Source organism: Eubacterium sp. OM08-24, assembly GCF_003438075.1.
Taxonomy (GTDB): domain Bacteria; phylum Bacillota; class Clostridia; order Oscillospirales; family Acutalibacteraceae; genus Ruminococcoides.
Map to the genome: position 1 here is coordinate 910,352 of NZ_QSTA01000001.1, position 21,400 is coordinate 931,751.

Consider the following 21,400-nt stretch of genomic DNA (forward strand, 5'->3'; position numbering starts at 1 on the left):
ACTAAATCAAGGAGATAATATTTATGAAATTTCCAAACAAAGAAACGGTTGAAAAATTAAGAAAAGAATATCCTGTCGGCACAAGAGTTGAGCTTGTAAGCATGGATGACTTTCAAGCACCACCCCTAGGTACAAAAGGTACTGTAAAAAGTATTGATGATACAGGAAGTCTGCTTGTTAACTGGGATAACGGAAGCGGTCTTAAGGTATTCAAAGGATATTTCCCTTTGCCGCCGCTTGCATTAAGCCGCCGCTATTGGAAAGCCAAAAGCAGCGGCTTTTTTTACTCGGTATTACCGAAAAGTATAGAAAGCAGGATATGTCATCATTTGTCATTTCTTCTCAATGTAATAACTGCATGGCATATCAAGCCAAATACAAGAGAAAAACAGCCACCGCCAAATAGTGATGCTCCCCACCCTGCACCTGACATTGTCATAAAACCGCCAACAAAGAAAATACCAATGCCAAGAAATATACCAACACCATAAAAAAGTCCAATTGCCATATCGTACTTATTAAATTGTCGTTTCTCCTTTTTTTCATATGTTTCCATCTTTGTTATTACCTCCTTCGCAAAATCGTCCATGTTGACTCCAAAAAGAAAGCAAATTTTTTTCAACATATTTAAATCGGGTTCATTAACATCTCTCTCCCAATTCGATAGTGCCTGCCGGGTAACATTCAATTCCCCGGCTAGTTCTTCCTGTGTCATTCCCAATTGTGTTCGCAGATGACGTATTTGCTTTCCTGTTGTAATATTCGTCTGTTCCTGGTTCAAAATAGTTTCTCCTCTCTGATACTGATTTTATCAATGATATTTCGCAATAGCCAGCAATGAACGCTTGCATTGCGCAAGACGTTACATTATCTTCTGAAACATATAGCGCACCTTGTCCAGGCGGCTGTTTGGACGGCGGGGCTGGATGACTGGCTTGCCGACAGCGGCCTGATACCCTTTCAGTTCTGTAAGGCATACGCTCTGCCCGTTGGTGTAAAAGGCCAGATCAGTACGGTATGCCTGTATACAGCGGGCGGGAATCTCGCCAGTAAAGACAACTTCATCCTTTTTTACCTGGACCGTTTCGATGGTGGCACAGTATTTCGGTGCATCATGATAAGCCCTGGAAAGATATTCCCGGGGCGCATAGAGGGTGAAGGAGAGATAAGGTTCCAGCAGTTGCGTCCCTGATTTCTTCAATGCCTGTTCCAATACAATCGGGGCCAATGAGCGGAAGTCCGCCGGCGTGCTGACCGGACTGTAATAAAGCCCGTATTCAAAGCAAATCTTACAGTCCGTTACGTTCCAGCCGAACAAGCCCTGCTCCAGCCCGTAACGGATACCATCCCTGACAGCGTTTTGAAAACTCTGGTTCAAGTATCCCAGCGAAACCCGGCTCTCGTATTGTACACCGGAGCCAAGCGAGAGTGGTGTAACAGACAGTCCTATGGATGCCCAAAACGGGTTGGGCGGCACCTCGATATGGATGGTGTGGCTGGCTGCTTTGAGCGGCCGCTCCATATAAATGACGGAGGGTTCCTTTACCACTGTTTCAAGCTTGTATTTTTCCGACAGCAAAGCGGAAACAACCTCCAACTGCACCCGGCCCAAAAAAGAAAGAATGATCTCATGGGTGATGGAATCCACTTCGCAACGCAAAAGCGGGTCAGTATCCGCAAGTTGCGTAAGAGCGTCCAGCAGCCGTTCTCTTTGCGCTGCCGTTTTCGGCGCAATCGTCGTCCGCAGCATGGGGAGGGGGTCCTCGCGCCACCTTTTACGAGGGAGCCGGGTTTGGTCCCCTAATACATCGTTTAACCTCACGCTGTCGCTGGGAAGGATAACAATTTCACCCTGATAAGCGGTGTCTGTCCGAACAATTTCCCCTTTGGATGGAATACGCATCTCTGTGATTTTCAGCTTTTCTCTCCCGGCCAGGGCCACCGTATCCCGCAGGCGCAGCGTTCCGCTGTATAACCGTAGATAGACACGCCGCTGGCCGCAATCGGTGTACTCAACCTTGAAAACGCTGCCGCATAGGGCGGCGCCCCCCTGTTCCCCAATCGGTTGGAACAGCCCTGTCACCGCATCCATCAACGGTTGAATGCCAAGGCCATTTTTGGCGCTGCCATGATAGACCGGGAACAGGGAGGCGTCTTGAACCCGCTGCTGTTCCTCCCGCGCAAGTTTTTCCCGGCTGATTGGTTCTCCTGCGATATACTTTTCCAATAATTCATCGTTATTTTCGATGACCGCATCCCATGCTTCTATGTCGGTATTTTCCTCCAGGACTATTTCCGGGGACAGCGACACCGTCTGCTTGATGATAATATCGGCGGAGAGCTTATCCCGAACAGACTGAACCACGCTCTGCAAATCAACGCCAGCCTGGTCGATCTTGTTGATAAAGATAACGGTGGGAATGTTCATTTTCCGCAGGGCATGGAACAGAATACGGGTCTGGGCCTGCACGCCATCTTTAGCGGAGATCACCAAGATGGCCCCATCTAAAACAGCCAAAGAGCGGTACACCTCCGCCAAAAAATCCATGTGGCCGGGCGTATCCACAATGTTAACTTTACATCTGTGCCACTGGAAGGAAGTGACTGCCGCTTGAATGGTAATCCCACGCTGCCGCTCCAAAAACATGGTGTCCGTCCTCGTTGTCCCTTTTTCGACGCTCCCCGGTTCTGAAATGGCTCCGCTGGCATATAGCAGGCTCTCCGTCAAGGTCGTCTTTCCAGCGTCTACATGGGCAAGAATTCCAATATTGATTATTTTCATGTGATTGTCCTCCTTTTACAGCCCCAAAAGGGCATAAAAATCCCCAGCAGTAAAATACTTTTACCACTGGGGATTATAATTTGCGGACATACACATATACAGCATACACCTGTTTGTGATTGCTGTTTTTCGGATATGTCAAAATTGATAAGGCAAAAGTATTCTTAAATTGGGTACAAAAAACCAAGCCCCCACAAAAGGGACTATCATAATCCTTTGTTCCCACTATTTGATTATAGTTTTATTTAAGAATACCTTGCCGCATATTTTTTACTCCTTTTTTGGAATGATGCTATTATATCACATTAGTTTTAGGAAAGCAAGTACCTAAAAGAAATTTTTCTTCCCCTTATATGTAACAATCATACCGACTTTCTGGCGTTCAGAATGGTTTCTGCTGTCTGCTGTGGTGTTTGGTTGGAATTGTCCAGCCAAAAGCCGATCCGTGGTGTTGTCTGCATAAATGTATCGTATAAGGTTTCAACCGTAAAGCCGGAATAGCCTGTTTTCTCCCTGTATCGTTCCCTTCCTTTTATTGTTTCCACATCTGGACAAAGAACGACAACCTCAACAGGGTATTTATGCGGCACAAAAAATATGTACATGTAACTAATTCAACACATTTATAATTTGAATAGGGACATTATAGCATTTACTAAATACAAATTCAATGTATACGGAAATAAAGATATAAGGAGTGGGAAGGATTCCGCCGTAGTCGGCATTGTAGGAAAATCCAAAAGTTTAGATTTTCTCAAAATGCTTATCTTTTGGTCTTTGGTTCGGAATAGTGTAGTGCTGGCGGTCTATCTATTGTTTTCGGTTGCTTGCTTCTTTACCGTACATGAGCATTTACTTAAAGGAAGTATGAACATGAACACCTACACGAATGCAATAAAAATGGAGTTAAGCCAAATCAATAACTTCGAACAACTTGTAGAAATTAAAAATGAAAACTTAAATGCTACAGTTCTCCCACACTTAGAGCTAAGTGAAGAATTAGTATCTGATATAAAAGATGCTTGGGGGAAAAAAACCTTTTTGTGCAATCAAAAACTTGTAATGATAAAGTCTTATTTGAAAAAAGCTACTGTACTCGCAACTATGTTAGAGAAATCATATTAAGATATTGCCAAAATCGTGTTAAATTTAAGAAAAAATTCTCCATAAAAGACGGAATGATTATCAATAGTAAAGATAAAAAATAAAATCATGCAAATACAAGCATCTACCAAAATTTGGTGGGTGCTTTTCTTATGCCCTATCGGAGGTGAAATTTTGAGAAAACTTAAGAATTATAAGCCTACAAAATTCAAAGCGAAAGGTAGCTATTACGATAAAGAATACGCCGACTTCGCTGTTACTTTTATTGAAAGCCTATGTCACACCAAAGGTACATGGGCCGGCAAGAAATTTGAGCTTATCGACTGGCAGGAGCAGATTATCCGTGACCTGTTCGGTATTCTAAAGCCTAACGGATACAGGCAGTTCAACACTGCATACATTGAAATTCCCAAAAAGAACGGTAAATCCGAATTAGCGGCGGCTATTGCACTTCTGCTCACCTGCGGTGACGGTGAACAGAGAGCCGAGGTTTACGGTGCGGCTGCCGACAGGCAACAGGCGTCAATCGTATTTGATGTTGCCGCCGATATGGTGCGAATGTGTCCGGCTCTGAACAAAAGAGTAAAGATACTTGCATCACAGAAAAGGCTGATTTACGAACCTACAAACAGCTTTTATCAGGTGCTATCCGCCGAGGCATACAGCAAGCACGGCTTTAATGTTCACGGTGTTGTGTTTGATGAGTTGCACAGTCAGCCGAACAGAAAACTTTATGATGTCCTTACAAAGGGTAGCGGTGATGCGAGAATGCAGCCACTCTTTTTTCTGATCACAACTGCCGGCACAGATACACATTCAATCTGCTACGAGGTTCATCAAAAGGCACAGGATATTATTGACGGGCGAAAAATTGACCCTACATTCTATCCGGTAATTTACGGCGCTGATGATACAGAGGACTGGACAAGTCCGAAGGTCTGGAAAAAATGCAATCCATCTCTGGGTGAAACTATCGGAATGGATAAAGTTAAAACCGCTTGCGAATCAGCAAAGCAAAATCCGGGTGAAGAAAACTCATTCCGACAGCTAAGACTAAATCAGTGGGTAAAACAGGCAGTCCGTTGGATGCCTATGGATAAATGGGATAAGTGTGCCTTTGCAGTCAATGAAGATGACCTTCGTGGACGAGTGTGCTACGGTGGTCTTGACCTTTCAAGTACAACGGATATTACTGCATTTGTGCTTGTATTTCCTCCGCTTGATGAAGAGGATAAATATGTTATTATTCCGTATTTCTGGATACCCGAGGACACACTTGATTTGCGTGTTAAGCGTGACCGTGTGCCGTATGATGTGTGGGAACGGCAAGGATACTTGCAGACTACCGAGGGCAATGTTATTCACTACGGCTACATTGAGAAATTTATCGAGAGTCTTGGTGAAAGATTCAATATTCGTGAGATTGCTTTTGACCGTTGGGGTGCGGTTCAGATGGTGCAGAATCTTGAGGGTATGGGCTTTACTGTTGTTCCATTCGGACAGGGATTTAAGGATATGTCACCTCCGACAAAGGAACTTATGAAGCTGACACTTGAACAGAGAATTGCACACGGTGGTCACCCTGTACTTCGATGGAATATGGACAATATCTTTGTCAGAACAGACCCTGCCGGCAACATAAAGGCAGACAAAGAAAAATCCACGGAGAAAATTGACGGTGCGATTGCTACAATTATGGCACTTGACAGAGCAATTCGCTGTGGAAACAATAACTGTGCATCGGTTTATGATGACAGAGGATTGTTGTTTATATGACATCAGTCAATTTTTATGCAGATATATATGAGCATAAAAAGTAAATATATTTTTCAAAGCATCTCAAAAGAGGTGTTTTTCTTTTGCCCATTTTACGAAAGAGTGGTGGTTTTATGGGTATTTTAAGCGGTTTGTTTCGTTCACGAGATAAGCCGAAAAACAGTACATCGGGCAGCAGTTACCGATTTTTCTACGGTCAGAGCAGTGCCGGCAAATGCGTGACCGAGAGAAGTGCAATGCAAATGACGGCAGTATATGCCTGCGTCAGAATTTTATCCGAGGCGGTTGCAGGACTTCCTCTCCACCTTTACAGATACAATTCTGACGGGAGCAAAGAAAAGGCGCTTGAACATCCGTTGTATTTTCTTTTGCACGATGAGCCTAATCCCGAAATGACTTCATTTGCTTTTAGAGAAACCTTGATGACTCATCTGCTTTTGTGGGGCAATGCCTATGCACAAATCATAAGAAATGGCAAGGGCGATGTTGTTGCCCTCTATCCTCTTATGTCGAACAGAATGACAGTTAACAGAGATAAAAGCGGTAATCTTTACTATCAGTACAACACAAGCTCCGACGACGCAAGAACAATGAAAGGTGCAACGGTAAGGCTTTCACCGTATGAGGTTTTGCATATTGCCGGACTTGGATTTGACGGACTTGTCGGATACTCGCCTATTGCAATGGCAAAGAACGCAATCGGTCTTGCCATTGCCGCCGAGGAATACGGTAGTAAGTTCTATGCAAACGGTGCGTCACCCAGCGGTGTGCTTGAACATCCGGGTACGCTTAAAGACCCATCCAAGGTTCGTGATTCGTGGAATGCCGCCTTTGCGGGAAGCGGCAACAGTCATAGAGTTGCCGTGCTTGAGGAGGGACTGAAGTACACACCGATTTCAATTTCGCCGAACGAGGCGCAGTTCCTCGAAACCAGAAAATTTCAGATAGATGAGATAGCTCGAATTTTCAGAGTGCCTCCGCATATGGTGGGCGACCTTGAAAAATCGAGCTTTTCTAATATTGAACAGCAGTCACTTGAATTTGTGAAGTACACACTTGAGCCGTGGATAGTGCGTTGGGAGCAGTCAATTTTCCGCTCCTTACTTTCAAGAAATGAAAAAAGTTCGTACTTTGTGAAGTTTAATGTTGACGGACTTCTGCGTGGTGACTACGCAAGCAGAATGAGTGGCTATGCAACGGCAAGGCAGAACGGATGGATGTCGGCAAACGATATACGAGAGCTTGAAAATCTCGACCGTATTCCAACGGAAAAAGGTGGCGATTTATATCTTGTAAACGGAAATATGCTCCCTCTTAACAACGCAGGAGCATTTGCAAATATCAATAACAAGGAGGAAGAAAATGAAGAAATTCTGGAAATGGACGAACCTGACGGAAAGTAATCCGACAGAGAGAATTTTGACTCTTAACGGAACAATAGCGGAAGAAAGCTGGTTTGATGATGATATCACTCCTCAGCTTTTTAAAAGCGAGTTAAACAGTTGCTCGGGTAATATTACAGTTTGGATTAACTCTCCGGGCGGTGATTGTGTGGCTGCGGCTCAGATTTACAATATGCTGATGGATTACAAAGGCAATGTAACCGTTAAGATTGACGGTATTGCCGCAAGTGCTGCATCTGTAATTGCTATGGCTGGAAACAATGTGATGATGTCCCCTGTTTCAATGCTTATGATTCATAATCCGGCTACGGTTGCAATGGGTGACCACAACGAAATGCAGAAGGCTATTGAAATGCTTGAGGAGGTCAAGGAGAGCATTATAAATGCTTATGAAATCAAAACAGGAATGAGCAGAGCAAAGCTTGCCCGTCTTATGGAGGAAGAAACATGGATGAATGCAAAGAAAGCCGTTGAACTCGGATTTGCAGACAGCATTATAGAACCCGACAAGAAAATTAATGAAGATGAAAAGGAGAAAAACAAAGCATCGGATTCTATCCTGTTTTCACGCAGAGCAGTGAGTGTGGCTCTTCAAAATAAACTTAAATCACACTATTTAGCAAATGCTGGTGCTAACACAGGAACAGACATCACAGACCTTGAAAAAAGACTTAATTTATTAAAACCTTAAGGAGGAATTTTACTATGGCTAAAATTAACGAACTTCGTGAGAAACGAGCAAAAATCTGGGAACAGGCAAAAGCATTTCTTGATTCTCACAGAAACGAAACTGGTATTCTTTCGGCGGAAGATACCGTAGCTTATGAAAAGATGGAAAAGGATATTGTTGACCTCGGTCACGAGATTGAGCGTCAGCAAAGAGCAGATGACCTTGAAAGAGAGTTAAATCTCCCGACAAGCACACCGCTTGTTTCAAAACCCGATAACGTCAATCGTGAGAGTAAAACAGGCACAGCTTCTGAAAAGTACAACAAAGCATTCTGGAATCAGATGAGAAACCGCTCAACGCAGGAGGTCAGAAACATTCTCAGTGAGGGTGTTGACAGCGAGGGCGGTTTTCTTGTACCGGAAACCTTTGAAAACACACTTGTTCAGGCACTTGATGAAGAGCTTGTAATTCGTCAACTTGCACATACATTTACAACAGCGTCAAACGCACACAAAATCCCTGTTGTTGCCACAAGAGGTAAGGCGATGTGGACTGAGGAGAACGCTGCAATCACCGACAGCGATACAATCATTCGGTCAGAAAACAATCGGTGCTCATAAGCTTTGTGCTTTAATCAAAGTGTCAGAAGAGCTTTTGAACGATTCAGCCTTTGACCTTGAAAGCTATTTCAATCAGGAGTTCGCAAGAAGAATCGGTGAAGCTGAAGAAGAGGCCTTTGTTATCGGTGACGGCAGCTCAAAGCCTTATGGTATTTTCAATGATACTGAGGGTGGCGAAGTCGGTGTAACAGCCGGCTCAACTGTTAATGTTACGGCTGATGAGATTATCGACCTTTATTACAGCCTTAAAGCACCGTACCGTAAGAACGGTGTATGGCTCTTGAATGACAGCACTGTAAATATTATCAGAAAGCTCAAGGACAGCAACGGTCAGTATTTATGGCAACCATCTATTAAGGATGGTGAAACCGACACACTCCTCGGCAAGCCTGTTTACACATCTTCGTCAATCGCAAGTGCTGCATCGGGTACAAAGCCGATTGCATTCGGTGACCTTTCCTACTACTGGATTGGTGACAGACAGGGTGTTACCTTTAAACGACTCAATGAGTTATATGCAGCAAACGGACAGGTAGGTTTCCTTGCGACAAAAAGAGTTGATGCAAGACTTATTGTTCCGGAGGCAGTTAAGATTCTCAAAATGAAAGGTACAGTTTCTTCAGGCGGTTAAGGAGCGCTTTTATGACTGACAGGCTTTTAGAAAAAGTAAAGCAAAATCTCATACTTGAACATTCTGAGGACGATGCACTTCTTGAGCAGTACATCACTGCATCGGTTTCCTATGCCGAAAGCTATCAACACATTGATGAGGGTTACTACTCCACACACGCAATGCCTGCAACTACCGAGCAGGCAGTTATAATGCTTGCGAGCCATTTCTACGAAAGCAGAGATGGCTCAACGGGCGGATTCTTTGCTGACAGCACAAACGCATCGGCTCAGGTGTGGAACACGGTCAATTTACTTTTAAGGCTTGACAGAAACTGGAAGGTTTAGCTATGAGTTTTGGAAAGATGAACACACCTGTTGAAATTATGAAAAGGGTGATTGAAACCGATGATGAGGGCTTTAAGAAGGAAAGACTGAAAACGGTTGCAAGAGTGAGAGCATATCGTGAGGGCAGACACGGCAGTGAACGGTGGGCAAATATGGCGACATTTTCCGTTGCGACTGATCTGTTTCGTCTGAGGTGTATTCCACACATAGAGGTTACAACCGATATGCTCATCCTTTGTGACGGAAAGCGGTTTGAAATCACCTCTGTTGAAAATGTAAAAGGCAGAGGAATGTATCTTGAAATTCTCGCAAAGGAGGTTGAAGCAAGTGGCTAGATGCACAATGAAAATGCCGGAGGAGTTTTTACTCAAGATTTCAAGACTAGGTGACAAAACAGATGAAGTGTGTGAAAGGGTACTCAATGCCGGTGCTGAGGTTGTTCTTAAAAAGGTGAGGACAAATCTCAGAAATGTCATCAGCAAGGACACAAAAACGCAGTCACGCTCAACGGGTGAGCTTGAACGCTCACTTGGTGTGTCACCTGTTTTGTCGGACAAGAACGGCAATCTGAATATCAAAATAGGCTTTTCAGAGCCGAGAACAAATGGCGAGAGCAATGCAAAAATTGCGAGTGTAATTGAATACGGCAAAAGCGGTCAGCCACCAAAGCCGTTTATGAAACCCGCAAAATCAGCGTCACGCAAGGAGTGTATGACGGTTATGATTAACACGCTTGATGAGGAGGTAAAGAGCATATGAGTTTGCTTGCTGAAATCAAGAGTATTGCAGAGGGATTGAACATCAAGGTTGAAACAGGTGTTTTTTCAGGCAAAGCACCTGACGAATACATTGTTCTCACTCCGCTTTCGGACGGCTTTGATATGCACTGCGACAATATGCCGACCTTTGACAGACAGGAAGTGAGAATTTCTATATTTTCAAAGGGTAATTATTCTGCACTTAAATACAAGCTTGTGACCGCTCTTTTTCAAAGTGATATTTCAATAACCGACAGGCTGTATATCGGTTACGAGAGCGACACGGGCTATCATCACTATGCTATTGACGCATTAAAAACTTATGAACTGGAGGAGATAGATTATGGCAACAATCGGACTTGATAAGCTGTATTACGCAAAAATCACAGAGGACTCTGACGGAAACGAAACCTATGACACCCCTATTCCGCTTGCAAAGGCGATGAGTGCGGAACTTTCGGTAGAGCTTGCCGAGGCAACACTTTATGCCGATGACGGTGCGTCAGAGGTTGTAAAGGAATTTCAGAGCGGTACGCTTACACTCGGTATTGACAACATCGGAACAGCCGTTGCAGAGGATTTGACCGGTGCGACAATCGACAAAAACAAGGTGTTGGTTTCCGCATCTGAGGACGGAGCACCGCCCGTTGCAATCGGTTTTCGTGCAAAGAAAGCGAACGGCAAGTATCGTTACTTCTGGCTTTACAGAGTGAAGTTTGGCATTCCTGCAACTAATCTTACCACAAAGGGCGAAAGCATCGAGTTTTCCACTCCGTCGATTGAGGGTACGGTTATCCGCAGAAACAAGGCTGACAAGCTCGGCAAGCACCCGTGGAAGGCTGAAATTTCAGAGGACGATACAGGTGTTGCAAGTGACACAATCAGCGGTTGGTACACTCAGGTGTACGAGCCGACCTATGCTGAATAAATACGGAGGTGCGTTATGACTGACAGAGGAAATATTATTAAAATCGGTGAAAACGAATATGAGCTTATTCTCACCACAAGAGCAACAAAGGAAATTGCCAAAAGATACGGCGGACTTGAAAACCTCGGTGACAGGCTGATGAAAAGTGAAAATTTTGAAATGGCACTTGATGAAATCATCTGGCTTATCACCTTGCTTGCAAATCAGGGCGTTATGATTTACAATCTAAAAAATCCAAACAGCAAAAAGCCTTTGCTTTGTGAGAACGAGGTTGAACTTTTGACCTCACCGTTTGACCTTGCAGAATACAAGAATGCAATTATGGACTCAATGCAGAAAGGCACAAAGCGAAACATTGAAAGTGAGCAAACCTCAAAAAACACGAAAGTCGGGTAACAGACGCTGAGCTGTTCACCCGACTTCTTTATTACGGACTTGCTCACCTAAATCTTTCGCAGGAAGAAGTGTGGCTCATGCCATTTGGACTTTTGCTTGATTTGTGGGAGTGCCATAAGCAGTATAACGGCATTGCAAAGCCAAAACGAGTTGCTTGCATTGATGATGTTATTCCTTATGGGGTTTGATTATTCTGAAAAGGATTGAGATTTATTAAGCAGTATGATATAATTAGCCCATTAAAAAACTGAAATTGTTAGGAGTCTTAATTATGGCAAAGAGAATAAGAATGAATGAAGTTCCTTGTTGGCAGGAGGAGAGAAATTTTACAAAATGGCTTGCTGATAATATAGATTGCGTAGGAAATATTATTGGAAGAAACATTGTAAGTGCGTGTACTGAAGTGAAAGAATCTAGTGAATATGGCAAAGGAAAATACCCAGTTGATATTCTTGCAATTGACGAAAATGATGAAAAAATTGTTGTTGAGAATCAATATTTTTTAAGTAATCATATTCATTTAGGTGAAATACTTACCTATTCAGCTTGGAATTCAGTTTCAACAATTGTATGGATTACAGAAGATATAGACGAGGAACACTTTCGTGCGGTAGAATACATAAAAGAATTAGCTCAATCTTCAGATAGAAAGCTTGAATTTTGGATACTGTTAATGTCTCCAGATGAAAATTCAGATTTACTTAATGACCCAAATGTGATTTTAAAAGTGGCGACAAAGGATGATTGTATAAAAAGAGATTCAAATGTTAAGCCACCAATAAATGCAGAATTAAATATTGAATTTTGGAACAGGTTTGAAAGTGTAGTTTTGAAATATGGATTTTCCCTTTCACGACAAGGACGTACAGATTGTATTAATTTACGATGGGGAAAATCCTATGAAATGAATGTTCCATTTAGAAAAAATAACATAAATATTGAAGTGAATTTTAAGAAGTTTGGAACTATTTTCTATGATGCAATTGATGCAGATTTTGATTCTATTGTTGAGGAACTTTGTTTAGGAAAATATGATGAGATTAGTTTGAATCAATATAGTAAATATTCCCAGATTAGAGTTAAAATACCAGCACAGGTTGAAAATATAGATAAATGGGATGAATATATCGAAAGAATGATAGGCATTATTCTAAAATTAAGAGAAATCGCAGATAGGTATGAGTTTTGCTACTGATAGTAAATTACAGATTTTTCAGAATGAGTAATATTCATAGATATGATATGTCAAATTTCAATTTATCTATACAATAATTTCAAGGAGTAACCAAAAGGTTGCTCCTTTTTTAATACACTTTTGAGCCAATAGGCTCTTTTTTTATGCCCTAAAATGAGGAGGTGAACTTAAATGTCAGATAGTTTTGGACTTAAGCTTGGCATTGAGGGCGAAAAGGAATTTAAAAAGTCGCTTGCAGAAATCAATCAGAGCTTTAAGGTGCTCGGCTCTGAGATGAAACTTGTGTCCTCGCAGTTTGATAAGAATGACAATTCCGTTCAGGCTTTGTCTGCAAGAAATACGGTTCTTAATAAGGAGATTGACGCACAAAAGCAGAAGATTGAAGCCCTCAGGCAGGCACTTGCAAATGCATCGGAGTCCTTTGGTGAAACCGACAGAAGAACACAAAGCTGGCAGATTCAGCTCAACAACGCACAGGCATCACTCAACAGTATGGAGCGTGAGCTTGGAAGCAATAATTCTGCACTTGAACAGGCAAAGACGGATATTGAGGGGACAGAAAAATCTCTTGAAAAGGTTGACGGTCGGCTTGATGATACTGCCGAAAGTGCCGATGATATGGGCGATGAAATCAAGGACGCAGGCGACAAGGCGGATAAGTCAAAGGAGAGATTTTCAAAGCTTGGTTCGGTACTCAAGGGTGTGGGCGTTGCGATGGGTGCGGTTGTTACTGTGGCGGCCGCAACAGCCGTAAAGCTAGGCAAGGAGGTAGTTAATGCCTATGCCGACTATGAACAGCTTGTCGGCGGTGTTGATACGCTTTTCAAGGGTTCATCACAGAAGCTGCAAAGCTACGCATCTAATGCCTATAAAACGGCAGGCCTTTCTGCAAATGACTATATGGAAACTGTTACAGGCTTTTCCGCAAGCCTCATTCAGTCGCTTGGCGGTGATACGGACAAGTCGGTAAAGTATGCCGATATGGCAATCACGGATATGGCAGATAACGCAAACAAGATGGGTACAGATATGTCACTCATTCAGAATGCGTATCAGGGCTTTGCCAAGCAAAATTACACAATGCTCGATAACCTTAAACTCGGCTACGGCGGTACTAAAGAGGAAATGCAAAGACTTCTCTCTGACGCAGAGAAAATATCGGGCATTAAGTACGATATTTCGTCATATGCCGATGTGGTCGATGCAATCCACGTTATGCAGGAGAGTATGGATATTGCCGGCACTACCGCAAAAGAGGCGGAGGGTACAATTTCGGGTTCGGTTAATGCGTTGAAATCCTCAGTTACGAATCTTGTGGTAGGATTTGGTGACGCAAACGCTGAACTTGATGTGTTGTGTGAAAATGTTGTAACGGCATTTCAGACCGTGCTTGAAAATATCTCACCTATTGTGGAAAATCTCATCTCCGCCTTGCCGACAGTAATTACTACACTGCTTGAATCGGCAGGTGAAATGCTCCCTACGGTTCTGGAAACTCTTGCAGAATTGTTTGCACAGGTGCTTGAGGGATTGCTTCAGCTTTTGCCACAGCTGATTCCCGTTGCGGTATCGGCTTTATTAACAATTACGAATGCAATTGTTGAAAATCTGCCCTTGTTGATTGAGTCGGCAACCTTGCTCGTAGCAACTCTCGTACAGGGCCTTGCAGATGCACTGCCGACTCTAATTCCTACTGCGGTCAATGCGGTTATGACGATTGTACAGGGACTTCTGGACAGCTTGCCGTCAATTCTTGACGCAGGACTTGAACTTGTGTCAGCACTTGCACAGGGTATTCTTGATGCACTTCCCGACCTCATATCTAAACTGCCTCAGATTATTATGGGCATAGTTACATTTCTTTTAAATTCAATACCGCAAATCATACAGACGGGCATTAAGCTGCTGACCTCTCTTGTCGGTGCTTTGCCCGATATTATCACAGCAATAGTCAAGGCAATTCCGCAGATTATCAACGGGATTATAAATGCGGTAATAAATTCAATTCCGCAGATTATTCAGGCAGGCATTGACTTGCTCATTTCACTTGTCAAGGCTCTGCCCACCATTATCGTCACAATCGTGAATGCAATACCCGACATCATTTCAGGCATTGTTAATGCTCTTATTGACAATATTCCGGCAATAATTCAGGCAGGTATTGATTTGTTGATTTCGCTTGTTAAGAATCTGCCGACTATCATTAAGGAAATTGTAAAGGCAGTACCTAAGATTATTGAAGGCATTGTAAAGGCCTTTGGTTCACTTATGTACAAGATTGTTGAAATTGGCGGTAACATTGTAAAAGGCTTGTGGGACGGTATCTGCGGTCTTGCATCGTGGCTCTGGGATTCAGTCAGCGGTTGGATTTCGGGTATCTGGGACGGCATCTGCGACTTTTTTGGCATTCACTCACCGTCAAAGGAAATGGCATGGGTTGGCGAAATGCTCGTCAAGGGTCTTGCCGGCTCTATTGACAAGAACGGTGATATGGCTGTTCGTGCCGCCGAGGGTATGAGCAGTGATGTTTCAAGTGTTATGAACTCACTTGCTGATGATATGAAAACTGCTTTGCCGACTGATTTCAGCATTGACAGAAATGTTAAAGGATTGGTTGATAATTCAAATTCTGCTGCTTTTGGTAAGAGCGGTCTTTCGCTTGTGCTGAATATTGCAAATTTTAACAACTACTCAAATGACGATATTTCTCAGCTTACAAATGAAATTATGGAAACTGCAGGTCAGTTTGCCAAAAGGAAAGGACTGGTGTTTGCTTGAACTATTTTGAATACAAAGGCATCAGGTCATCTGATATGGGACTTCATATACAGAGAAAGAATGTGTACTCCTCGCCAAAGTATGACTCTTCCTTTGTATCAATCCCCGGTCGCAATGGTGATTTGATTGTACCGAATCGCAGATATGAAAACACACAGGTGAGCTATTCTGTATATCTGTCTGCAAAGAACAGTCAACAGCTTGCTGACAGCATTACAAAAATCAAGGCATGGCTGTACACACAGCCCGACAGGTATCACATACTAAAGGACAGCTATGACAAAAGATTTTTCAGATATGCTCTCTTTAACTCCTCGCTTGATATTGAAGATGAGCTTAACAAAATCGGTGTGTTTACCGTAAGCTTTAACTGCAAGCCGTTTAAATATGACATTGATGGTGAGTTACCGCACAGTATTGATGTGGTGCTGAATTTTCCGTATATGATTTTTTGCAGAATGGACGGTTCAAAGCCGGAAAATGACTGGAGCAACCGTTGGAATCAGACGGCAGACCTTGTTGTGCCGAGTGGTAAGAATATGTTTGTACTGAATACAAATTCGTGGACAGACGGCTACTGGGACTACTATTCAGATGCCGACAAGAGCAGAATATATCTTAAGGTGAACGAAAACTGGAAGAAGGAGAATGCAAGGTTTGCCCTCTACACATTTCTCGGTGACGAAACCGCATGGCATTCTCTTGAGAAGGTCAGCGAGGATATTTACAGAGTGACCTTGCCGTCAAAGGGTGAAACCGTACTTGTGAATCCGTACAGCTTTGAGAGCAGACCGCTTATTCATCTTAACGGCAACGGTGCGGGTACGCTTACCATTGATAACGAAAACGGCAGACACGAATGGACATTCAACGATATTGACGAGTTCATTGAGATTGACAGCGAAAAGATGTGCTTTTACAAGGACAACACGCTGAAAAATGATACGGTTACAGGCACGGGATTTCCTTTGCTTGTAAAGGGCGAAAACAGGTTTATTCTCGGCGGTGGCATAACAGACGGTTCAGTATTTCCAAGGTGGTGTTCGTTATGATGCCGATTTTATACAGAGCAGATGAAACTGAGTTTGACACCTACGGAATCGGTGTGCTGTCGGACTGCACCTTTTGCGAAGTTACAGAGGAGAGAAACGGTGCGTTTGAATGTGTGATGAAATATCCTCTGCACGGTGCATTGTTTGATGAGATTAAAAACGACAGGGTTATACTCGTTAAGCCGAATGACACATCAAGGTCACAGCCGTTTCGCATATACAGAATTACAACACCGATGAACGGCATCATCACAGTGTATGCACAGCATATGTCATATGATTTGTCGGGCATTGGTGTGCTATGCTTTGAGAGCAAATCGGTTTCGCCACAGCTTGCACTTGAAAGAATTTTTGCGAATACTTCATCAAAGCACGGCTTTAAATGCAGGACAGACCTTTCTGCACCTATGGCATTTTCAGTCGACAGGCCGATGAGCGTTCGTGCTGTTCTGGGCGGTACGGAAGGTTCAGTCCTTGATGTGTGGGGCGGTGAATACGAATGGGATATGTTCGATGTCATTCTTCACTCAAAGCGTGGCAAAGACAACGGTGTTGTGATTGAATACGGCAAGAACCTCACCTCACTTGAGCAGGACAATGATTTTTCATCGGTATATACACACCTTTTGCCCTATGCGGTTGTAAAGAACGGTGATACCGAAAATGTGGTTACTCTTTCGGAAGCCGTACTTCCTGTTGTCGAAAAATATGCGAGAGAGAAAACCTTAATCAAGGACTTTTCGTCATTTTTTAAGGACGGAGAAACCGTTACCGAGGACACACTTCGAGCAAAGGCTAAGTCATACATCAAACAGAATCCGTTCGGTGACGAAACTCCCACGGTGAAGGTGTCGTTTGAACCGCTATGGCAACAGCCCGAATATTCGCAGTTCCTCGAAAAGGTGAACCTCTGCGACACAGTGACCGTCAGGCACCCAGATATGAATATTGAGGTAAAGACGAAGGTTATTGAAACCGTATATGACGCACTGGCCGAGAAATATTCATCAATCACACTCGGAACGGCAAAATCAAACTTTGTGAATACGGTTGCAGAAATCAAAAGTACAACCGATAAAATCAAAAAGGAAACCGACAGCTTTCCGTTACTTATGAATACTGCTATTAAAAATGCCACTTCGCTGATTTCAGGTCAGCAAGGTGGCTTTGTTGTTATGCACACGGATTCTGTTACAGGCAAGCCGTATGAACTTTTGATTCTTGACAACGAAAATCTGTACGATGCAAGGAATGTGTGGCGGTGGAATGTCGGTGGCTTAGGTTTTTCAAAGAGTGGATACAACGGCCCGTATGAAACTGCGATTACGGCTGACGGAAAAATCGTGGCTGACTTTATCACAAGCGGAACGCTTATGGCAAATATCATCAAGGCGGGAGTAATCAGTTCGGCTGATAATTCTTCATGGTGGGATTTAGAAAGCGGAGAGGTACACCTAAGTGCATATACAAAAACAGAGGATACCGACAAACTCAGCGACAGTATTGCTGAAATTACAGAAAGGACATCAACACTTGAACAGACCGCAGAGGACATTTCCTTTAAAATCAACGAGCAGTCCACGGGCGGAAAGAACTATCTTTTAAACTCATCGGCTCTCAACGGACTTTCGGATGATTGGGAGTATTCGGGATTGGTCACTGTACTTTCCGATACAGATGTAATCAGTCATACCTCTTCGGGTTCTGCTTTTGTACTCGGTGAGGAAAGCACCTTGTCGCAAAGTGTGTATAACTCGGTTGCCGACAGATCCTTTGTGCTGTCACTCAGAGCAAAGAAAAGCTATTCACAGCTTAGTGCATATATGTATGTTCAGTACAACGGAGTTAAAAGAGAATATCTTTTTAATACAAAGGACAGCTTTGATTGGACAGATTTTTCCGTTGTACTCCCCGATGTTTCGGACGGTGAAAACACGGTATTCATTTACAGCCGTGGTTCTTCCCTTAAGGTAAGCGACCTTATGCTTACTGACGGAAGTATTATCCAACACTGGTCGCCTGCACCGAACGAGATATACACAAACGAGGTAAAGATTGACCGCAAAGGCATTGAGGTTTCAAACAGCAAGTCCTCGCAGAAAACAGTAATTACAAACACTGAATTTTCCGGCTACTACAACGGTGAAAAGATATTCACCCTAAACAAGGACGAAACTCAGACGAAGAAAACTACAGTTGACGGTGAGCTTACAATCGGCAGAACAAAGCTGATTCCGATGTCAAACAGTTCACAGGGACTCAACATTGTAATTCTTGATTAGGAGGCAATATGGCAAAGACAACGGTTGTCAATAGAATTGACACGATTTACATAGATACGGAAAATCCGACCGTATCAGTAAACACAACGGTAAATGACACAGGTCTTAAACACAGCATTACGATTACCATACGAGGTATTCCGATAACTGGCATATCGGGACTTGCGTGGAACAAGGGGACGGCAAACAGGATTATTACCATTCCTACGGACAGCAGAACGGGTATTTTAAAGGCTATGTATGAAGACAAGAGCGTTACGGCAAAGCTAACGGTCACCACATACAAGGGTTCAACCTATGTAGGCATTTCTGAAAGGAATTGTCAGATTGCAACCACCTCGCACAATTCAAGACCTGTTATTGAAGGCTTTATCTATCTTGACACCAATTTAAAGACCACTGCCGTTACGGGCAACTCAAAGCTGTTTATTCAGAACTATTCAAATCTCAAGGTTACTCCGCTTACGGCAAAGCCGAGAAATGAATCGAAGATTACAGGCTACACGGTAAGCTGTAACGGTGTGAGCAAATCAAGTACAACTGCAAAGGAATTGAATCTTGGTACAATCAACAAAAGCGGTGATGTGGTGGTTATGGTCACGGTCACGGACTCAAGAGGTTACACAACGAGCATTAAAAAGACGATTACCGTTATTCCGTACAGCAGTCCGAATCTCAGTACGATTACACTAAGACGAACAAATGAGATTGAGTCGGAAATTCAGCTTATTTTCAACGGCTCATACTCACCAATTACAATTGACGGGGTAAATCACAATCAGCTTTTATCCTTTCGCTACCAATACAAGAGGACAAGTGATGCAAACTACGGAAATTTTGTTGACATTTTAAGCAACCTTAAAATGAACGGCACAAGCTATTCGTACTCAAATCTTCAGCTTATGAATCTTGATGTGAATATGTCATATGACTTTCATATTGAAATCCGTGATGCTATGGAAAAGTCGGTTATTACAGACCTGTACTATTTAATTCCGCAGGGCACACCGCTTGTTTCTTTACGCAAACAAAAGGTAGGCATTAACAATCCAAACCCACAATCCGCACTTGATGTGACGGGTGAAATACATATGAACGGCTTTCCTGTTATGGGCATTATACAGACCTCTGTTGAGGACGATGTCAGCCTTAACAGTCTTACAACGCAGGGTATTTATTTCAGACGAAGAGTACCGCAGGAGAATATGAACTATCCGGCACTTGTATTCGGTATGCTTGAAGTATTTTCTTGCAGTACAAATCTTGTGATACAGAGATATACGGCAAGGGACAGTCCGTTTGATGTGTATATCCGTTCAAAGGTGAATTCGAGCTGGAACAAGTGGGTTAAAAAATAGACACAGGAGGTATTTATGAAACAGATTTGGAACAGCATTCAGACTGCATTCATCGCACTTGGAGGAACACTCGGGTGGTTTCTCGGAGGTGCAGACGGCTTTCTGTATGCACTCATTGCATTTGTAGTTATCGACTACATTACAGGAATGATGTGTGCCGTTGCCGACAAAAAGCTTTCGAGCAAGGTCGGTTTCAAGGGCATTTGCAGAAAGGTGATTATCTTTCTGCTTGTGGGAGTGGCGAATCTCCTTGATGTGTACATTATCGGCACGGGCAGTGTGCTGAGAACGGCAGTGATTTTCTTCTATCTCTCAAATGAGGGCTTGTCACTGCTTGAAAACGGAGCACATCTGGGACTTCCCATTCCTGAAAAGATTAAAAATGTGCTTGCACAATTACACCACAGAAGTGAAAAGGAGGACGACTGAATGTCATACACAAACAGCAAATTAGTTAGCTACACAAAAATTTCACCAAACAGAAACATCAATCGAAATCACAAGATTGATACAGTTTCAATCCACTGCGTAGTCGGGCAGTGCTCTGTTGAAACTCTCGGCTCAATCTTTGCATCAAGGGACAAGGAGGCAAGCTCAAACTACGGTATCGGCTATGACGGCAGAATCGGAATGTATGTTGAGGAAAAAGACCGTAGCTGGTGCACCTCATCTGCGTCAAATGACAACAGGGCGATTACCATTGAGGTTGCGTCCGATACCTACCACCCATACAGAGTAAATGATGTTGCGTACAAGTCTTTGATTAAACTGCTTGTTGATATCTGCAAAAGAAACGGCATCAAAAGGCTTGTGTGGTCAACAAACAAGTCAGAGAGAATGAATCACCTTAACGGCTGCAATATGACGGTTCACAGAGATTATGCGAACAAGTCCTGCCCCGGTGATTATCTCTACAATCTTCACGGACAGATTGCAAAGGAGGTGAACGCTCAGCTTGGCTTAGGCAGTTCAAAACCTGCGACTTCAAAGAAAACTCTCTATCGTGTACGCAAAAGTTGGAAGGACGCAAAGTCGCAAAAGGGTGCTTTCTATGACCTTTCAAATGCCAAGAAATGTGCCGACAAAAACAGCGGTTACTCTGTTTTTAATGAAAGCGGAAAAGTTGTGTACACACTAAAGTCATCGGGCAAAAAGTCAGTTGATGCCATTGCAAGAGAAGTAATTCAGGGCAAATGGGGCAACGGTGCCGACCGCAAAAACCGCCTCACCAAAGCCGGCTATGACTACAACGCCATTCAGAAAAGAGTAAACGAGATTTTATCTTAACAGACAATAGAACAGTATTCTAACAAAGCCAAATCCCCATCGAGGAAGTTTTAT

19 protein-coding genes and 3 pseudogenes are annotated in these 21,400 nt (G+C 43.2%); 19 read left to right on the forward strand and 3 right to left on the reverse strand.

Annotated elements, in window-relative coordinates; all coding sequences use genetic code 11:
• Window positions 1-23: 23 nt before the first annotated feature.
• A pseudogene (locus DXC23_RS04565) lies at window positions 24-158 on the forward strand (DUF4314 domain-containing protein); the annotation flags it as partial.
• Between the two features lie 167 nt (window positions 159-325).
• On the opposite strand, the gene DXC23_RS04570 reads toward DXC23_RS04565, so the two are convergent.
• The 3 genes and pseudogenes from DXC23_RS04570 to DXC23_RS04580 form a co-directional block, all read right to left on the reverse strand.
• Window positions 326-781: an XRE family transcriptional regulator gene (locus tag DXC23_RS04570; RefSeq protein WP_001071126.1), complete on the reverse strand. Its 456-nt coding sequence runs from the start codon at window positions 779-781 to the stop codon at window positions 326-328.
• 81 nt (window positions 782-862) lie between these two features.
• The gene (gene tet(W) / locus DXC23_RS04575) at window positions 863-2,782 is read right to left on the reverse strand and encodes a tetracycline resistance ribosomal protection protein Tet(W) (RefSeq protein WP_117704968.1); all 1,920 of its coding nucleotides are present in this window, start codon (window positions 2,780-2,782) and stop codon (window positions 863-865) included.
• A gap of 362 nt (window positions 2,783-3,144) precedes the next feature.
• Window positions 3,145-3,366 (reverse strand): annotated as a pseudogene (locus DXC23_RS04580) (phosphotransferase); the annotation flags it as partial.
• 289 nt (window positions 3,367-3,655) lie between these two features.
• Between DXC23_RS04580 and DXC23_RS04585 the strand changes: the two are divergent.
• From DXC23_RS04585 to DXC23_RS04670, 18 genes and pseudogenes are all read left to right on the forward strand, one after another.
• The gene (locus DXC23_RS04585) at window positions 3,656-3,907 is read left to right on the forward strand and encodes a hypothetical protein (protein WP_117704969.1); all 252 of its coding nucleotides are present in this window, start codon (window positions 3,656-3,658) and stop codon (window positions 3,905-3,907) included.
• Window positions 3,908-4,060: 153 nt separating this feature from the next.
• Window positions 4,061-5,662: a terminase TerL endonuclease subunit gene (locus DXC23_RS04590; protein ID WP_242997401.1), complete on the forward strand. Its 1,602-nt coding sequence runs from the start codon at window positions 4,061-4,063 to the stop codon at window positions 5,660-5,662.
• A 113-nt stretch (window positions 5,663-5,775) separates the two neighbouring features.
• Window positions 5,776-7,065 (forward strand): phage portal protein, encoded by a 1,290-nt coding sequence (locus DXC23_RS04595; RefSeq protein ID WP_117704971.1) that lies wholly within the window; start codon window positions 5,776-5,778, stop codon window positions 7,063-7,065.
• On the forward strand, window positions 7,025-7,756 hold the full coding sequence (locus DXC23_RS04600) for a head maturation protease, ClpP-related (protein ID WP_117704972.1): 732 nt from the start codon (window positions 7,025-7,027) through the stop codon (window positions 7,754-7,756). The genes DXC23_RS04595 and DXC23_RS04600 overlap by 41 nt, the downstream gene beginning before the upstream one ends.
• A gap of 14 nt (window positions 7,757-7,770) precedes the next feature.
• Window positions 7,771-8,986 (forward strand): annotated as a pseudogene (locus DXC23_RS04605) (phage major capsid protein).
• A gap of 11 nt (window positions 8,987-8,997) precedes the next feature.
• Window positions 8,998-9,312: a head-tail connector protein gene (locus DXC23_RS04610; protein ID WP_022234054.1), complete on the forward strand. Its 315-nt coding sequence runs from the start codon at window positions 8,998-9,000 to the stop codon at window positions 9,310-9,312.
• Window positions 9,313-9,314: 2 nt separating this feature from the next.
• A complete protein-coding gene (locus DXC23_RS04615) occupies window positions 9,315-9,647 on the forward strand; it encodes a head-tail adaptor protein (protein ID WP_117704973.1) in 333 nt (110 codons plus the stop codon).
• Complete coding sequence (locus DXC23_RS04620) at window positions 9,640-10,071, forward strand: HK97-gp10 family putative phage morphogenesis protein (RefSeq protein WP_117704974.1); 432 nt, start codon at window positions 9,640-9,642, stop codon at window positions 10,069-10,071. Before DXC23_RS04615 ends, DXC23_RS04620 begins: the two co-directional genes overlap by 8 nt.
• Window positions 10,068-10,433, forward strand: coding sequence for a hypothetical protein (locus tag DXC23_RS04625; protein ID WP_117704975.1), 366 nt, complete (start codon window positions 10,068-10,070; stop codon window positions 10,431-10,433). The genes DXC23_RS04620 and DXC23_RS04625 overlap by 4 nt, the downstream gene beginning before the upstream one ends.
• Window positions 10,414-10,998, forward strand: coding sequence for a major tail protein (locus tag DXC23_RS04630; RefSeq protein WP_117704976.1), 585 nt, complete (start codon window positions 10,414-10,416; stop codon window positions 10,996-10,998). The genes DXC23_RS04625 and DXC23_RS04630 overlap by 20 nt, the downstream gene beginning before the upstream one ends.
• Before the next feature lie 15 nt (window positions 10,999-11,013).
• Entirely contained in the window at window positions 11,014-11,394 is a 381-nt protein-coding gene (locus DXC23_RS04635; protein ID WP_117704977.1) for a hypothetical protein, read from the forward strand.
• 271 nt (window positions 11,395-11,665) lie between these two features.
• Window positions 11,666-12,589 (forward strand): hypothetical protein, encoded by a 924-nt coding sequence (locus DXC23_RS04640; RefSeq protein ID WP_022234060.1) that lies wholly within the window; start codon window positions 11,666-11,668, stop codon window positions 12,587-12,589.
• A gap of 171 nt (window positions 12,590-12,760) precedes the next feature.
• Entirely contained in the window at window positions 12,761-15,367 is a 2,607-nt protein-coding gene (locus DXC23_RS04645) for a phage tail protein (RefSeq protein WP_117704978.1), read from the forward strand.
• Window positions 15,364-16,419 (forward strand): distal tail protein Dit, encoded by a 1,056-nt coding sequence (locus DXC23_RS04650; RefSeq protein WP_117704979.1) that lies wholly within the window; start codon window positions 15,364-15,366, stop codon window positions 16,417-16,419. The genes DXC23_RS04645 and DXC23_RS04650 overlap by 4 nt, the downstream gene beginning before the upstream one ends.
• Entirely contained in the window at window positions 16,416-18,701 is a 2,286-nt protein-coding gene (locus tag DXC23_RS04655; protein ID WP_117704980.1) for a phage tail spike protein, read from the forward strand. The genes DXC23_RS04650 and DXC23_RS04655 overlap by 4 nt, the downstream gene beginning before the upstream one ends.
• Before the next feature lie 8 nt (window positions 18,702-18,709).
• Entirely contained in the window at window positions 18,710-20,059 is a 1,350-nt protein-coding gene (locus tag DXC23_RS04660) for a DUF859 family phage minor structural protein (protein WP_117704981.1), read from the forward strand.
• A gap of 15 nt (window positions 20,060-20,074) precedes the next feature.
• A complete protein-coding gene (locus DXC23_RS04665) occupies window positions 20,075-20,488 on the forward strand; it encodes a phage holin family protein (RefSeq protein WP_117704982.1) in 414 nt (137 codons plus the stop codon).
• Window positions 20,489-21,346 (forward strand): N-acetylmuramoyl-L-alanine amidase, encoded by an 858-nt coding sequence (locus DXC23_RS04670; protein WP_117704983.1) that lies wholly within the window; start codon window positions 20,489-20,491, stop codon window positions 21,344-21,346.
• Window positions 21,347-21,400: the final 54 nt, after the last annotated feature.

Bases quoted from the DNA above. Each gene is read 5' to 3' on its own strand.
- DXC23_RS04585 (WP_117704969.1), top strand. From the start codon at position 3,656: ATGAACACCTACACGAATGCAATAAAAATGGAGTTAAGCCAAATCAAT.
- DXC23_RS04645 (WP_117704978.1), top strand. From the start codon at position 12,761: ATGTCAGATAGTTTTGGACTTAAGCTTGGCATTGAGGGCGAAAAGGAA.
- DXC23_RS04640 (WP_022234060.1), top strand. From the start codon at position 11,666: ATGGCAAAGAGAATAAGAATGAATGAAGTTCCTTGTTGGCAGGAGGAG.
- DXC23_RS04600 (WP_117704972.1), top strand. From the start codon at position 7,025: ATGAAGAAATTCTGGAAATGGACGAACCTGACGGAAAGTAATCCGACA.
- DXC23_RS04660 (WP_117704981.1), top strand. From the start codon at position 18,710: ATGGCAAAGACAACGGTTGTCAATAGAATTGACACGATTTACATAGAT.
- DXC23_RS04670 (WP_117704983.1), top strand. From the start codon at position 20,489: ATGTCATACACAAACAGCAAATTAGTTAGCTACACAAAAATTTCACCA.
- DXC23_RS04635 (WP_117704977.1), top strand. From the start codon at position 11,014: ATGACTGACAGAGGAAATATTATTAAAATCGGTGAAAACGAATATGAG.
- DXC23_RS04595 (WP_117704971.1), top strand. From the start codon at position 5,776: ATGGGTATTTTAAGCGGTTTGTTTCGTTCACGAGATAAGCCGAAAAAC.
- DXC23_RS04655 (WP_117704980.1), top strand. From the start codon at position 16,416: ATGATGCCGATTTTATACAGAGCAGATGAAACTGAGTTTGACACCTAC.
- DXC23_RS04610 (WP_022234054.1), top strand. From the start codon at position 8,998: ATGACTGACAGGCTTTTAGAAAAAGTAAAGCAAAATCTCATACTTGAA.
- DXC23_RS04665 (WP_117704982.1), top strand. From the start codon at position 20,075: ATGAAACAGATTTGGAACAGCATTCAGACTGCATTCATCGCACTTGGA.
- DXC23_RS04625 (WP_117704975.1), top strand. From the start codon at position 10,068: ATGAGTTTGCTTGCTGAAATCAAGAGTATTGCAGAGGGATTGAACATC.
- DXC23_RS04630 (WP_117704976.1), top strand. From the start codon at position 10,414: ATGGCAACAATCGGACTTGATAAGCTGTATTACGCAAAAATCACAGAG.
- DXC23_RS04615 (WP_117704973.1), top strand. From the start codon at position 9,315: ATGAGTTTTGGAAAGATGAACACACCTGTTGAAATTATGAAAAGGGTG.